Raw genomic sequence first — 14,808 nt, forward strand, 5'->3', positions numbered from 1 at the left:
GTCTGCTCGCGCGCCACGTCGACGTATTTGCGCAGCTCGATGTAGCCTTCGGTGCCGAGGATGAAGGCGCGGCCGTCTCCCCAAGTGCTGAGGCCCGCGGGATTGAGCCAGTCGATGCGGATGTAATTGGTCGAACCGTTGTCGGCAATGAGGTTGGCCTCCCCCCAATCTTCAAATTCCGGATACTGCTTATGATGATAATTGGCGACCTGCGCGTGCAAGACCTTCGCGCTTTTCGCGCCGCTCCAGTAGAGGAATTGCTCGAAGTGATGCGAACCGATGTCGGCGAGAATACCGCCGGTCTTTTCCTGCGACCAGAACCACGGCGGACGGCTGGCCGGCGAACTCCGATGTGGCCCGAGTCCGGTCACCTGCACGACGCGGCCGATGGCGCCCTGCTCGATCAATTGCCCGGCACGCACCGCGCACTCCACATGCAAGCGCTCGCTGAAGTAGACCATGTACTTCTTGCCGGTGGCCTTCACCTTTTCGCGAGCAGCGGCCAGTTGAGCCAAGGTGGTGAACGGGGTCTTGTCCGTGAAATAGTCCTTGCCGGCGTCCATCACTCGCAGACCCAGCGGTCCACGCTCGCTCGGCACGGCGGCGCCGGCGACGAGCAGGATCTCGGGCTTCTCTAAAACCGCTTCGAGGCTCGGCAGCGGCTCGACGCCGGGGAAGGTCGCGCAAAACTTCTCTACTTTCGCCGGATCGGGATCGTAGACGTATTTGAGCTCGCCACCCGCTTCGCTGAGTCCGCGGCACTGGCCATAGATGTGGCCATGATCGAGCGCCACGGCGGCAAAAGGGAATTCGCCTTTTTTGACGACCGGCGCGGCCTTGCCCTCGGGGGCGTAGTTCATGCCATCGGATTTCTGGTGTGCCATAGGGGCGGAAAAGTTGGCGCGGGGCGTGTGCGGTGTCGAGCGCGAACCAATTTTGGGTTTCTGGTTTCTAGTTTCTGGTTTGCCCCAAGGCACCTCGGATGTCTCGCTGCCCGGCTCTGGTTCCCCACGGGACCAGTTCCCATTCCGTACCCGATTTTCGTAGCGGAAAACCAGAAACGAGAAACTAGAAACCAGAAACCGATGTTTCCGTTTGCTGTGCCGCGCAGAACGGCTACCGTTTCGCCCCTTTTTCGATGCCAAGCGACTTACCAATTCCCGGACAACGATGGGTTAGCGACACTGAGCCTGAACTGGGGCTCGGGATCATTCTCAAAGCGGAATATGGCCGTGTGGAGGTGTTTTTCCCCGCCGCCATGGAGCAGCGCCAGTACGCGCTGAAGTCCGCGCCGTTACGCCGGGTACGCTTTCACGAGGGCGATCGCATCAAGACCAGCGAAGGCCAGCAGCTCCTGGTCACGACCATCGAGGAACGTAGCGGCATGCTGGTGTATCTCGCGGAAGGGCAGGAAGTGACCGAGGCGCAGCTTTCCGACACGATCAGTTTCAGCAAGCCGGAGGATCGTCTCCTCGCCGGGCAGGTGGATGAAAATGCAACGTTCGATCTGCGCGGTGAAGCACTGCAGCGCCGCTGCCGGCATCGGCAATCGGCGGTGCGCGGCTTTGTCGGCGGGCGTGTCGATTTGATCACGCACCAGATGTCGATCGCGGGAGAAGTCGCGTCGCGCCTGGTGCCGCGGGTGTTGTTGGCCGATGAAGTAGGCTTGGGCAAGACCATCGAGGCGGGGTTGATTCTCCATCGGTTGCACCTCACGGGCCGCGCGCAGCGAATCCTGGTGCTGGTGCCGGAATCGCTCGTCCACCAGTGGTTCGTGGAAATGCTCCGGCGCTTCAACCTGCTCTTCAGTCTTTTCGACGAAGAGCGCTGTGTGTCGATCGAGCAGAACGATCCCACGGCGAATCCGTTTCTCGATAGCCAGCTCATCATCTGCAGCACGGCGTTTCTCTCGGGGAACGCCCAGCGCGCGCAGCAGGTGCTGGCCGCGGGTTGGGATTTGCTGGTCGTTGACGAGGCGCATCACCTCGAATGGAGCCACGAGGCGGTGAGCCCGCAGTATGCGCTGGTGGAGTCGCTGGCGAAGCAGACGAAAGGCCTGCTGTTGCTCACGGCGACGCCTCAGCAGTTGGGGCCGGAGGGGCACTTCGCGCGGCTGCGCCTCCTCGACCCGGATCGCTACGACAATCTCGAGCGGTTCATGGAAGAGGCGGAGCACTATGAGCAGGTGGCCAAGGCGATCGATCGTTTGATCGATGGCAAGCCGCTGACCAAGAGCGACCGCACCGTATTCGGCCAGAAGTCATCGCGCATTCGTCAGCGCTGCGATGAACTGGCCGCGGGTGACGAGAAGGCGCGCGCCGCTTTGATCTCCGATCTACTCGATGAGTTCGGCACGGGCCGGGTGATGTTCCGCAATACGCGCGCCGCGCTCTCCGGCTTTCCCGAACGGCAGGCCAAGCTCGTGTCGCTGGATGCCGGCAAGACAGGCGCGGAACTGGAGGCCAAGATCAAGTGGCTGGTCGCGCTGCTGAAGGAGTTTGCCGAGGAGAAGGTGCTGCTCATTTGCCGCACTCGTGAACTCGTCGAAGAGATTTCCGAACGGTTGCAGCGCGAATTGAATGTGGCAGTGGCGCTCTTCCACGAGGAGTTGACGTTGTTGCAGCGCGATCGCAATGCGGCGTTCTTTTCCGAAGAGGAAGGAGCGCGGATTCTTATCTGTTCTGAGATTGGCAGCGAAGGGCGTAACTTCCAGTTCGCCCACCACCTCGTGCTGTTTGATCTGCCGGAAGATCCGGAGTTGCTGGAGCAGCGCATCGGGCGTCTCGACCGCATCGGCCAGACGGCGACGATTCAGATTCACGTGCCCTATCTGCGCGGGACGGCTTCGGAAGTTCTGGCGCGCTGGTATCACGAAGGACTGAACGCGTTTGAAAAGAACCCGCATGGCGCGAGCGAGATTGTGCGTGCCCTGGAAAAGGATCTGGCGGCGTTGCGGCAGAAATTCTCGGCGGCGAAGCTGGAGAAGCTCATCACGAAATCGCGCGATCTCAGCGGCAAGGTGGCGAAGAAGCTGGAGCACGGTCACGATCGGTTGCTCGAGTTGAACTCTTGCAAGGTCGGTGTCGCGGAAGAGTTGACGCGCCAGATTCGAGCGCTCGATACGGATGAGAAGTTCGAACACTTCGTCATCGGGCTGCTCGATCATTTCGGTGTGCAAGTCGAAGACCACGGCGTGCGCAGTTACATCCTGCGCCCGGGACATTTGATCACCGACGCCTTCCCGACGGTGCCGGAGGAGGGCATGACAGTGACCTTCGATCGCACCCGCGCACTCAGCCGTGAAGATCTGGGTTTCGTCAGCGGAGATCATCCGCTCGTTCGTGCCTCGCTCGATCTCCTGCTGGGCTCGGAGAGAGGCAATACCGCATTTGGGATGTGGAAAGGCGGCGGCTCGGAAGGGATGTTGCTGGAGATTTATACCGTGGTGGAGTGCATCGCTCCGGCGGCCTTGCACGCGGACCGTTTTCTGCCCGCGACGCCGATTCGCGTGGTGGTGGATCATGCGCTCGCCGATCACACCGACGACGAAGCAGTGGCCTCGGCCAAGCTCGAGAAGGGAGACATCTTCCGTCTGCTCGATCGCGGCGCGGTGAAGAAGAAGCTGTTGCCGGCGATGCTCGAAAAAGCCCAGGCGATGGCGGCGGAACGCGCGCAGCGTCTCATCGAAGCGGCCAATACCGCGATGACGCTGCAGTTGCGCAACGAGATCGAGCGGCTCGAGGATTTGCGCCAGATCAACGATCACGTGCGTCCCGAGGAGATCGAAGCGATTCGCCAGCAGCAGACCGATTTGCAAGCGGCGATCGCCGCGGCCCAGCCGCGTCTGGATGCGGTGCGCTTGATCTTCCGCGTGCCGGGTGTGGCTTGATCGCTCGACCTACGTTCCCAGCAGCCAGGTCGTGTATTCCTGGCCGTGAACGCGCGAAGCGGGATATCGCTGGTCGCCGGCCACAGCGGCTTCAGCGATGGCGCGCTTGTCGGCCTGCGGCACCAGAAAGAGCACGTGGTGCGAGGCGTTGATCAGCGGGAAGGTCATGCTGAGGCGCTGCGGAGGCGGCTTGGGACCAATGACCGGCAGCACTTCGCGAGTCGTTTCGTCGAGCGCCGGGGAGCCGGGGAAGAGCGACGCGGTGTGGCCATCTTCACCGAGGCCGAGCAGCAGCAGATCGTGCGCGTAACGCGGTTCGCCGAGGCGCCCGGCAAAGGCGCGCAGCATGTCTTCATACTCACGGGCGGCGGTTTCGGGATCGATCTCGCCGCGCATGCGGAAGACGTTGCCCTCGGGGATTCCCGAGGGATCGATCAGCGTTTCCTTCGCCACGCGATAGTTCGAGTCTTCGTGATCCGGCGGAACACAACGTTCGTCGCCGAAAGTCAACTGAACCTTTTTCCACGGCAGATCGCCCGCCTGGGCCAGGAGCGCCGCATGAATGGCGCGGGGTGAGCGTCCGCCAGTGAGGCCGAGGCGAAAGAGACCGCGTTCGGCGATGGCCTTGCGGGCGTGGTCGAGGATGGTCCGCGCGGCGTCAGCCGCGAAGTCTTTGGAATGAAGTATGCGCGAGATCACATCAATTTGCAGGGGAGCGAAAACTGGAGGGTGGCAGCGCCGGCCCGGAACACATCGAGCTCCAGCAGAGTCAGCGAACCCTTGCGCACGTGGATGGCGTTATTGGTCGGCAGACCGAGGAGATGCGCGGCCAGTTGCGAGAAATCCGGCTCGTGGCCCACGAGCATCACGCTGGTCTGTGAGCGGTAAGCGCGCAGTTCCTCCAGCGCGGCTTCTGGATGCATGCCACTGGCCAGCCACGGCACGATCATCAATTCCGCGCGCAGAGCCGCGGCCATGGGCTTGGCTGTCTCGTGCGCTCGACGCAACGGGCTGGTGAGGATCAGCGAGAGCTGCATGTCGTGCGCCTCACAAAACCGCGCGACCTTCTGCGCTTGATCGATGCCTTTTTCCCGAAAGTGCCCGCGCATCGTCGCTGGCGGCGACGGTGTCGGCATCGGCATGGGCGGAGCAGGTAGAGGAGCACGAATTGGGAAAAGTTGATAGTTGAGAATGGATAGTTGAGAGCCGCGCCGTTCTACGGGTTCGCGCGGGGCTTGGGAAGTGGACGGCTATCAACTATCAACCGTCCACTATCAACTTACCCGCCTTTACATCACCATGCCACCGTCCACGGTCAAGACCTGGCCGGTGATGTATTTCGCTTCGGCACTGGCCAGGAAAGCGACGGCGGCGGCGATGTCGGCAGGTTCGCCGAATTTGCCGAGCGAGATCTGGCCGACCACGCCGGTCTTGAGCGCTTCGGGGAGCCCTTCGGTCATGTCGGTGGTGATGAAGCCTGGAGCGACAGCATTGCTGGTGATGCCGCGGCTGGCCAGCTCGCGGGCGATCACCTTGGTGAGGCCGATCAGGCCCGCCTTGCTCGCGGCGTAATTGGCCTGGCCGGCGTTGCCCATGATGCCGGCGACGCTGGCGATATTAATGATGCGGCCACTGCGCTGCTTGATCATCGGACGCTCCACGGCCTGGATGAAATTGAAGGCGCCCTTGAGATTCGTGTCGACGACGATATCCCAATCTTCCTCGCTCATGCGCATGGAAAGGCCGTCACGGGTCAGGCCGGCGTTATTCACGAGAATGTCGACACGGGAGAAATCGGCGAGAATCTGTTCGGCGAGCTTTTTTACCGAGGCCTGATCGGCGACGTCGGCGGCATAAGCCTTGGCCAGGCCGGCGAACTGCGCGTTGATCTCCTCGGCGGTGCGGTTGGCATTCAGTTCCGTGCGACTCACCACGGCGACACGGGCTCCCTCGCTGGCCAGGCGCAGGGCGATGGCGTGGCCGATGCCGCGACCGGCGCCGGTGACGATAGCAACTTGATTTCCGAATCTCATAGGGGCGTGGAGTGTGGGAAGTCGGTGCGGAATGTGTCGAGCGATAATTCGGCTTAACCTTTAACGTGGCCTTGTTTCCGGGGGTGGGCAAAGTAGCAACGGGTATGAACATCCAACATCCAACATCCAACGCCCAACACCCAATGGCGCAAGCGAGGGCCGGGGGCGGGTTCTTCGATTGGATGTTGGGTGTTTCCTCTGGAACCAGGAACATCATTGCCGCCTTCTTTCTCGCTGTAGTCGTCGCTCACGCCGAAGAGTTCCCTGACATCACTACCGTATCACCGGACCTGACGGTGCCGGAAATGACGGCCGGTTCACCAGAGGCCGGCAAGCGGGTGCGGTATGTGACGCCGGGGTGGGAAGGCACGGAGGTTTACGGTGCGCTTTATCTGCCGGTGGATTGGAAACCGGCGGGGCGATATCCGGTGATCGTCGAGTGGGCGGGGAATGGCGATTTCCACGATGCCTTTGGGGATGTCAGCACCGGGGTAGTCGAGGGGAGTCGGTTGGGCTATGGCGTTAGGGAAGGTAAAGGATGCATCTGGATTTGCGTGCCGTATCTGAACAACGCTGGAACGGCGAATGTGATCAAGTGGTGGGGCGATCCGCCTACGTTCGATCCGGAGCCGACGCTGAAGTACTGCCGGGCGACGGTGCAGAACGTCTGTGAGAAATTTGGCGGCGATCCGCAGCGCGTGGTGCTGGCCGGGTTTTCGCGTGGGTCGATTGCCTGTAATTATCTCGGCCTGCATGATGACGCGACGGCGGTGTTGTGGCGCGGGTTTATTTGCTACAGCCATTACGATGGTGTGCGCACGAACTGGCCCTATCCGGCGGCGGATCAGGCATCAGCGCTGGTCGCGGCTGCAACGCCTCAAGGGGCGGCCGCAGTTCATCTGCGGTGAGAGAGGCAATGCCGCGGAGACGGAACGCTATTTGCGCGAGACGGGTTCGTGGGACAAGGGAACGTTCACCGTCGTCGGTACGGGCTTTCGCAATCACAACGATGCCTGGACTCTGCGGCCGAGCGAGGCGCGGACGAAGTTGCGGGCGTGGTTTCATCAGCTCGTAGATTCGAAGTGAGAGAAGAGTGGAAGCGGCATCCTGCAGCTTTTTGAGGCCTTATTCACTAATGACGGTCGATGTCACCGAGGCGCAGGGCAGGGATGCGCGAAGCGCTCGAAAAAAAAGCGAGTCATCCTGAGCGGAGCGGGGAAGCATGGGCGGAGCGAAGGACCTCTGACTTCTGTGGGTTTTCGTGCGGAGCTTTCTCCACCTACGCGCGACCACGCGTCCATTTCCCCCACGTCTTTGCCCAAGAGTGCCAGGATGAGCACAGCCGGGCAGGGCAAGCGAAGAAGCTCCGCGCGAAAGCCCACGCAGATCAGAGGTTTGCCCCACAGTCCCATAGGCGTCTCGCAGACTCGGCTTTCGACTCCGCCCATGCTTCCCCGCTCCGCTCAGGATGACCGTTTTTTTGGGGCGCTTCGCGCGTTCTCTGCCGTGCGCTTTTTGTAAGGAAGCGTTACTTCCATCGAGAACAATTTTGACTTCCCTCTCAACAAAAAGAGCGCGGAGGTGATCCGCGCTCTTTGGTTTGAGAACTGTATTGGTGGTGTCGCTTACACGTCGAGCTTCGTCCAGGCGGCGTTGGCCTTGGAGGACTTTACCACGGCTTCGATGAAGGCCATGCCGCGGACGCCGTCTTCGATCTTCGGGTAGTCGGTGGCGGGATCGCCCTTGGCCAGCTTCTTCTTGTCGATGCGGGCGCGGATGGCGTTGGCGAAGTTCTTGTAGATATTCGCGAAGGCCTCGAGATAGCCCTCGGGGTGCGCGGGCGGAGTGCGGGTGGCGGCGGCGGCGTTTTTGCCGAGGTAGCCGTTGGCCGTGCGATAGACCTGCATGGGCTGATCGATCCACTTCACGAGCATCGTGTTCGGCTCATTCTGGTGCCACTCGATGCCGCCCTTTTCGCCGTAGACGCGGATGTTGAGGTTGTTCTCTTCACCCACGGAAATCTGCGAGGAATGGAGCACGCCCTTCGCGCCGCCCTTGAAGCGGAGCAGCACGTTGCCGTCGTCATCGAGCTTGCGACCCTTCACAAAAGCGGTGATGTCGGCGGCGAGTTCGCTGATCTGCAGGCCGGTGATGTACTCCGCGAGATTTTCGGCGTGCGTGCCGATATCGCCGATGCAACCCGCGGCGCCGCTCTTCTTGGGATCGGTGCGCCAGGAGGCCTGCTTCTGGCCGGAAGCCTCGACCTTGGTCGCGAGCCAGCCTTGCGGATACTCGACCACGACCTTGCGGATCTTGCCGAGTTTGCCGGCGGCGATCATGTCGCGCGCTTCCTTCACCAGCGGATAGCCGGTGTAATTGTGAGTGAGGCCATAGAGCAGGCCGGTCTTCTTCACGAGGGCGGCGAGTTCCTTCGCTTCGGCGAGATCGAAGGTCGCCGGCTTGTCGCTGAGCACGTGGAAGCCCGCTTGCAACGCGGCCTTGGCGGCCGGGAAGTGGACGTGATTTGGGGTGACGATGGCAACGAAATCGATGCGCTTGTCCGCCGGCAGCGCGGCTTCCTTTTTGACCAACTCTTCAAAGCTGCCGTAGACGCGCGAGGGATCGAGAAAGAGATCCGCGCCGCTGGCCTTGGATTTCTCCGGATCGGCGGAGAACGCGCCGGCGACGAGTTCGACCTGGCCGTCGATATTGGCGGCGATGCGATGGACCGCACCGATGAAGGCGCCGCGACCACCACCGATCATTGCGTAACGAATTTTTCTGCTCATAGAGAGTTGTTGGGGTGAGAGTGAAGAGAGTGGGCGGAAGATGTAGGGGGAAGGTCGCTTGCCCGGCAAGGGCAATGTAGATCGCTGAGTCAGGGATCGTTTACTTCGATCGTTGGTCGTCGGTCGTTCGGGATGATTGCTTTCGACTGAACCGGCGAAAAGCGAACCACGCTGAAAATGGAGAGAGTAAGATAATGGAGATTTCGACCCAGGCAGGAGCATTCGGAAAGAAATGCTGCAGGATCGCGGCGGCCATCGCCATGATCGAGAATGCGATCCCAAAAACGGCCAGGAAAAAGCAGTTCACGAACGGGGAGAATGTGAATCGGGACGGGATGCCTGTTCCTCTTGAGCCCTGCTGAGCGCTTTCACCGCAGCCGCGGCGATGATGGCGGTCATGACGATGCCGAGGAAGGCGATGCAGACGGCGCAGGCGCGGGCCAGCGGGTGGTGTGGGACGAAGTCGCCGTAACCGACGGTGAAGCCGGTGATGAGGGCGAAATAGAGTCCGTCACCGAACGGCCAGCGCTCGAATCGCGAGGCGCAGAAACCGAAGCCGATCATGAGCAGAATGATGCCCGAGAGGACCGGCCAGACGATGCGGAGGCTTCGCCAGAATTCGATGGCGAAGCGCAGGCGGACGCGGTTGAACGCGCTCAATTTCATTCACCGAAGGCGCGCAGGAAGGCGCACTCGAGGGCGAGTTGTTCCTGCACGCCGGAGTTGCCGAGGTGACCACGGAGGGTCTCGAAGGCGTCGGATTTGCGGAGCAGCGTGGTGGTGGAATGGCGGGCACCGAGCGCGGCGGTGTCGGTGGCGAAGATGGGATGGTCGAGGCTGGCCACGGGCTGGCCGGTGGTGTGGGCGGCTTGCTGGCGCAGGGCGTCGGCCCACCATTGTTCCAGCGTCTCGAGCAGGGAATGACGCGCGGCGACGTAGCGGCTTTCGACGAGCGCCTTGTAATAGTCTTCGCGATCCTCCAGCCATTTTCCGGCTTCGGAGGTTTGTTTATAATGTTGCTCCTCGGCCTTCAGCGAGGCATCGGCGTCGTCCTGGATCGTTTCACGCGCTTCGCTGAGCAGGGTCTGGAATTCGCGGACGAGCCGGAAGGCTTCCACCAGGCCGGGCGACTCCTGTCGCGAATGCGCTTGTAGCGCGGTGAGCAGCTTGGTCTGCAGCGGGGTGGCTCGGTGCGCCTCGGTGGAACGCAGCGGGATCTCGAGGCAACGCGAGAGGATGGTCTCGAGCAATTGATCGGGCAGGCTGCTCAAGAGCAGGAGCGAACTTTGGCCGGGCGGTTCCTCGAGCGTCTTGAGGAAGGCGTTGGCCGCATTGGGTTGGAGGCGGTCAGCATCGACGATGACGCCGATCTTGTGGCCGCCACTCAAGCTGCGCATGTGCAGGCTGCGCTCCAGTTCGCGCATTTGCTCGATGAGGATGCGGCGCGATTTACTTTCCGGCTCGATGACGTGGATGTCGGGGTGCTGCAGGTTCTCGACGGGTCGGCCGATGAGCAGCGTGCAGACCCGGTTGGCGAGGGCGCGCTTGCCGCTGCCGATGGGACCGGTGATGAGATAGGCGTGCGCGAGCCGGTTTTGCGCCTGGGCGCTTTGGAGCAGGGAGAAGGCTTCGTCGGCGGTGAAGGGCATGGGTCAGGAATGACGAATGACAGCCGCAGAGCGGACGGCTGCGGAAAATGGCAGATGGCAGATGGCAGATGGGGCGCTCATTTTGTGACGGGTAATGGACTGAGGCGGGGGGCTAGTTCCTGCCAGATGCGGTTGCTGAGGTCCTCTACCGTGCCGGCGGCATCGAGGAGGCGGACGCGGGTGGTGTTTTCGCGGGCCAGAGCCAGGTAGCCGGCGCGGACGGCTTCGAAGAAGGCGGCGGGTTGGCTTTCCATGCGGTCGGGAGCGCCCGCGGGGGCGGGGCGATGGCGCATGCGCTCGCGAGCGATGGCCAGGTCGAGGTCGAAGACGAAGGTGATGTCGGGCAAGGTGTCGCCGACGGCGAAGCGATTGATGGCGGCAACTTCGGCGGGATCGAGTTTGCGGGCCACGCCCTGATAGACCGTGGTGGAATCGAGAAAACGGTCGGCGAGGACGATGGCGCCGGCTTCGAGCGCGGGGGCGATGACTTCGCGGACGAGTTGCGCGCGGCTGGCGGCGAAGAGCAGCAGTTCCGTTTCCGAGGCCATGGCGTGGCCGGCCTTGGAGAATTGCAGCAGATGGCGCAATTGTTCGCCGATCTCGGTACCGCCAGGTTCGCGGGTGAGGATGACCTGATGGCCAAGCGCCTTCAGCCGATCCGCGAGAAGTCGGATCTGGGTCGATTTTCCGCAGCCTTCGCTGCCTTCAAATGAGACGAATATGCCGCGCGGCATGGGTAGAGCCCGCAGTGTGCAAAATCCATCCGCCCGCTGTCCAGCGGGAGTCCGCGCTTATTGCGCCTGATGGATGATGATGGTCGGCCCTTCCTGTTGCTGTTGTGGCGGCTTCGCCGTGGTGGGCGGCGGAGTCTGCTGTGGGGCCGGTTCCGAAGGGGCGGAATAGCTATGGGTCGGGGCAGACATCGCCATCCGTGTCTGACCGCGGCGCAGGTTTTGAGCGACGGTATTGTTGTCGCCGTAGAGCGCCCAAGGACCGTTCGGCACTTCCAAGGCATCGACGAATTTCCAGTCGGTCACGTCGGTGCTGCTGAGCTGCAGGTAATCGCGCACCGCCGGCGAGACGTCGAGGCCAGCGCCACCGTTGAGGTTCGGACGCGGCTTTTCGTTGCCGAAGACATATTGCCAGTGGTCCGTGCGGAACGGGCCGCAATCGCTCCATTGGGCGTAGCAGGTCTTGCCCGCGCTGTTACGAATGGCGATCCAGTGGTCGTGGCAGACGGACTGGCCTTCCTGCCGGAACTCGTCGCGGAACCACGGGATGACGACCTTGGACTCGGGCTTGGTCGTGCCGTGGGTCACGTCGTTGTAGGGCAGGGCGATGTAGAAGGGGTTTTGCCGGGGAACAAAATTGGCCGGGATGTAATTGCGCCGTGATGCCGGGTTCGGGTTATCGAAGCCGCCGTAGCTCTGTTCCCAGTTGAGGTCCCACGAGCTGCTGAAATTGTGGACCGGGTTGTTGCCACCAGCCGGTTCGCCGACCCAGAAGACCGTGGTCACGATCTGGGTTTTCCAAGGATATTTGCCCGACACGCTGAGCGTGCGCGACATGGTCGGAATGACCACCTGCGGCTCCATGTGCAGGATGGCGCTCTCGCGCAGCTTCATCGCGTATTTGGTAAAATCCGCAGTGGTCTGGTAAGGCGACTGCGCGCTTGCCTCGCCCACGAAGCAAATCAAGCCGATGGCCAGAACAGCACGCGATAAGAAAAATCCCAGGGAATGAAGCTTCATTGGTTCTGGTCTGGATAGGGGCAGGTCTATACGAAAGAACCCGGGGGCCGTAAAGCGGAAAGTCTCCCGGAATGTCGCATTTTGGTCAGAGTTGAGCCTCTTGAAGGGATGAAATTGTCAGGTTCGTGTTCCTACGACAGTATTTTAGCATCGAATATGCCAACAGTCGTGGGACGACTGTGTAGTCAGGATCGTCTCAGGACGGTCGCGTGGCGGCATGCCGGGTCGGTTTCCGGGTAATCCAGAGTATAATGCAGGCCGCGGCTCTCTTTGCGGAGCAGGGCGCTGTCCACGATGAGGCCGGCCACGGTGGCCAGATTGCGGAGCTCGAGGAGGTCGGTGGTGATCTTGAAGTTCCAATAAAACTCCTGGATCTCCCGCTCCAGATTGCGAAGGCGGGTAGCCGCGCGCTGAAGGCGTTTGGTGGTGCGGACAATGCCGACGTAATCCCACATGAGGCGGCGGATTTCGTCCCAATTGTGGTAAATCACGACCAGTTCATCCACGTCCACGGCGACGCCGCTCTTCCAGGGAGGCAGTTCCTTCCCCCAAGGGCCGGCCTCCGGGCGCGGACGGGCGACGATGGCCTCGCAACAGCGGTGGGCGAGGACGCAGGCTTCCAGCAGGGAATTGCTGGCCAGCCGGTTGGCGCCGTGCAGGCCGGTGCAGGCGACTTCGCCGATGGCGTAAAGGCCTTCGAGGCTGGAGGCGCCATTTTCGTCCGTGAGGACGCCGCCACATTGGTAATGGGCGGCCGGCACCACCGGGATGCGCTCCTTGGTGATGTCCAAGCCGTAGCGCAGGCAGACCTCGTGGATATTCGGAAAGCGGTCGCGGATAAAATCGGCCGGCTGATGGGTGATGTCGAGGTAGACGCACTGAGCGCCGGTACGCTTCATCTCGGCATCGATGGCCCGGGCAACGATATCGCGCGGAGCCAGGTCCTTTTTGGCGTGATACCGACTCATGAATTCGCGGCCTTTGGCATCCACCAAGCGGGCGCCTTCGCCGCGCACGGCCTCGGAGATAAGGAAGCTGCGGGCCTCGGGGTGGAAGAGGCAGGTCGGGTGGAATTGGATGAATTCCATGTTCGCCACCTTTGCCCCTGCGCGCCAGGACATGGCCACGCCATCGCCAGTGGCGATGCCGGGATTGGTCGTATAAAGATACACCTTGCCGCAGCCGCCGGTGGCCAGCACCACGCGATCGCTGCGCAGGGCCACAACGTCGCCGGTGGCCTCATTGAGCACATACACGCCGAGGCAGCGGTCGCTGCTCACGAAGCCGAGCTTGCCCAAGGTGATGAGATCCACCGCCATGTGGTTTTCCAGCACGGTGATCTGCGGGTGCCGGGCGATGGCCGCCAGGAGGGCGCGCTCGATCTCGCGTCCGGTGACGTCGCGGGCGTGGAGGATGCGGCGCTTCGAATGGCCGCCCTCGCGGCCGAGGTCGAGCTCGTGGGAGCCGTCGGGCAACTCGCGTTCGTCGAAATGGACGCCGAAATCGATGAGCTCCCGGATGCGCGCGGGTCCATCGATGACGATCGTGCGGACGACTTGCTCGTCGCACAGCCCGGCGCCGGCCTCCAGGGTGTCCTTGACGTGCAGCTCGAAGGAATCCTCGGTGCTGGTCACGCTGGCGATGCCGCCTTGCGCCCAGGCGGTGTTCGATTCCGCGCGGGCGCGCTTGGTGACGATAGCGACGCGTCCATGCTGGGCGGCCTGCAGGGCGAAGCTCAATCCGGCGATGCCGGAGCCGATGACGATGAAATCAAACTCGTTCATCGCAGGCGGAGGTTGTCGATGAGGCGCGTCTTGCCGAAAAAAACGGCGAGGGCCATGACGGTATTGCGGTCGGCACGTTCGATGGAGTGGAGGGAATCTGCATCGGCGATCTCCACATAGTCGATACGGGCGAGGGATGCGCTACCGATTTTTTGGACGATGAGCCGGCGCAGGCGGGCAGGGCTGGTCTCGCCGTCCTGCCATGCCTTCTTCGCCGCGAGGAGGGCGGCGCGCAGGATGGGCGCCTGGGTGCGTTCCTCAGGTGAGAGATATTGGTTGCGCGAGCTGAGTGCCAGGCCGTCGGATTCGCGGACGGTTTCCACGCCGACGATGCGCACCGGCAGGTGCAGGTCGCGCACCATGCGGCGGATGACCGCGCACTGCTGGAAATCCTTGAGGCCAAAGACGGCGATCTGCGGCTGGACGATCTGGAAAAGCTTGTTCACGACCGTGCAAACCCCGCGAAAATGGCCAGGACGCGACGCCCCGCAGAGGAACTTCGAGACCTCGGTCTCCTCGACGTAAGTGGAAAAGCCCTCCGGGTAGATCTCCGTGGCGCTGGGATGAAAGATCACGTCCACGCCGTGCTCGGCGCAGAGCTTCTTGTCTGTCGCAAAGGGGCGAGGGTAACGGGAAAAGTCCTCTTTGGGCCCGAATTGGGTGGGGTTGACGAAGATGCTGACCACGACCATGCCCTTCGGACCGGCGAGCTTGCGGGCGCGATCGATGAGGGTGGTGTGGCCCCGGTGGAGCGCCCCCATGGTGGGGACGAAGACAATAGGAGCTCGGGCGGCACCGAGCAGGCGCCGCGTAGCGGAAATGGAACCGATGACTTTCAATGCAGGGAATTAGGCGGAGGTCTCCGATACGGAATCGAGAGCGATTGGGCAAGGCTTTGGCGTAACCGAAAGCG

The 14,808-nt window shown here is 62.2% G+C and carries 13 protein-coding genes; 2 read left to right on the forward strand and 11 right to left on the reverse strand.

The window, feature by feature from the left end:
• Positions 1-884, reverse strand: an 884-nt coding sequence (locus tag CFE428DRAFT_RS28770) for a Gfo/Idh/MocA family protein (protein WP_042726016.1), incomplete at its 3' end; no start/stop codon positions are given.
• 254 nt (positions 885-1,138) lie between these two features.
• Here CFE428DRAFT_RS28770 and rapA point away from each other — a divergent pair.
• Positions 1,139-3,889 carry an RNA polymerase-associated protein RapA gene (gene rapA, locus CFE428DRAFT_RS28775; protein WP_006983237.1) on the forward strand — a complete coding sequence of 917 codons (2,751 nt, stop codon included), beginning with the start codon at positions 1,139-1,141 and terminating at the stop codon, positions 3,887-3,889.
• Positions 3,890-3,898: 9 nt separating this feature from the next.
• Here the strand turns inward: rapA and pgl are convergent, their stop codons facing one another.
• The 3 genes from pgl to fabG all read right to left on the reverse strand — a co-directional run bounded on the left by pgl (position 3,899) and on the right by fabG (position 5,922).
• Positions 3,899-4,588 carry a 6-phosphogluconolactonase gene (gene pgl / locus CFE428DRAFT_RS28780; RefSeq protein ID WP_006983238.1) on the reverse strand — a complete coding sequence of 230 codons (690 nt, stop codon included), beginning with the start codon at positions 4,586-4,588 and terminating at the stop codon, positions 3,899-3,901.
• Complete coding sequence (locus CFE428DRAFT_RS28785; protein WP_157447668.1) at positions 4,585-5,025, reverse strand: SixA phosphatase family protein; 441 nt, start codon at positions 5,023-5,025, stop codon at positions 4,585-4,587. The genes pgl and CFE428DRAFT_RS28785 overlap by 4 nt, the downstream gene beginning before the upstream one ends.
• Positions 5,026-5,178: 153 nt before the next feature.
• On the reverse strand, positions 5,179-5,922 hold the full coding sequence (gene fabG / locus CFE428DRAFT_RS28790; protein WP_006983240.1) for a 3-oxoacyl-[acyl-carrier-protein] reductase: 744 nt from the start codon (positions 5,920-5,922) through the stop codon (positions 5,179-5,181).
• 143 nt (positions 5,923-6,065) lie between these two features.
• Here fabG and CFE428DRAFT_RS28795 point away from each other — a divergent pair, with 143 nt between their 5' ends.
• Positions 6,066-6,830 carry an alpha/beta hydrolase gene (locus tag CFE428DRAFT_RS28795; RefSeq protein ID WP_006983241.1) on the forward strand — a complete coding sequence of 255 codons (765 nt, stop codon included), beginning with the start codon at positions 6,066-6,068 and terminating at the stop codon, positions 6,828-6,830.
• Between the two features lie 717 nt (positions 6,831-7,547).
• Here CFE428DRAFT_RS28795 and CFE428DRAFT_RS28800 read toward each other — a convergent pair.
• From CFE428DRAFT_RS28800 to panC, 7 genes are all read right to left on the reverse strand, one after another.
• Complete coding sequence (locus CFE428DRAFT_RS28800) at positions 7,548-8,711, reverse strand: Gfo/Idh/MocA family protein (protein ID WP_042726018.1); 1,164 nt, start codon at positions 8,709-8,711, stop codon at positions 7,548-7,550.
• Positions 8,712-9,014: 303 nt separating this feature from the next.
• Positions 9,015-9,377, reverse strand: a complete 363-nt coding sequence (locus CFE428DRAFT_RS28810) for a potassium channel family protein (protein WP_006983243.1) — start codon at positions 9,375-9,377, stop codon at positions 9,015-9,017.
• The gene (locus CFE428DRAFT_RS34695) at positions 9,374-10,360 is read right to left on the reverse strand and encodes a DNA polymerase III, gamma/tau subunits (protein WP_006983244.1); all 987 of its coding nucleotides are present in this window, start codon (positions 10,358-10,360) and stop codon (positions 9,374-9,376) included. Before CFE428DRAFT_RS34695 ends, CFE428DRAFT_RS28810 begins: the two co-directional genes overlap by 4 nt.
• A gap of 77 nt (positions 10,361-10,437) precedes the next feature.
• A complete protein-coding gene (tmk, locus tag CFE428DRAFT_RS28820) occupies positions 10,438-11,094 on the reverse strand; it encodes a dTMP kinase (protein ID WP_006983245.1) in 657 nt (218 codons plus the stop codon).
• Positions 11,095-11,151: 57 nt separating this feature from the next.
• A complete protein-coding gene (locus tag CFE428DRAFT_RS34700) occupies positions 11,152-12,111 on the reverse strand; it encodes a hypothetical protein (RefSeq protein ID WP_006983246.1) in 960 nt (319 codons plus the stop codon).
• Between the two features lie 185 nt (positions 12,112-12,296).
• A complete protein-coding gene (gene nadB / locus CFE428DRAFT_RS28830; RefSeq protein ID WP_006983247.1) occupies positions 12,297-13,895 on the reverse strand; it encodes an L-aspartate oxidase in 1,599 nt (532 codons plus the stop codon).
• Positions 13,892-14,734, reverse strand: coding sequence for a pantoate--beta-alanine ligase (panC, locus tag CFE428DRAFT_RS28835; RefSeq protein ID WP_042726020.1), 843 nt, complete (start codon positions 14,732-14,734; stop codon positions 13,892-13,894). Before panC ends, nadB begins: the two co-directional genes overlap by 4 nt.
• Positions 14,735-14,808: the final 74 nt, after the last annotated feature.

This window comes from Chthoniobacter flavus Ellin428, assembly GCF_000173075.1.
Classification (GTDB): domain Bacteria; phylum Verrucomicrobiota; class Verrucomicrobiia; order Chthoniobacterales; family Chthoniobacteraceae; genus Chthoniobacter; species Chthoniobacter flavus.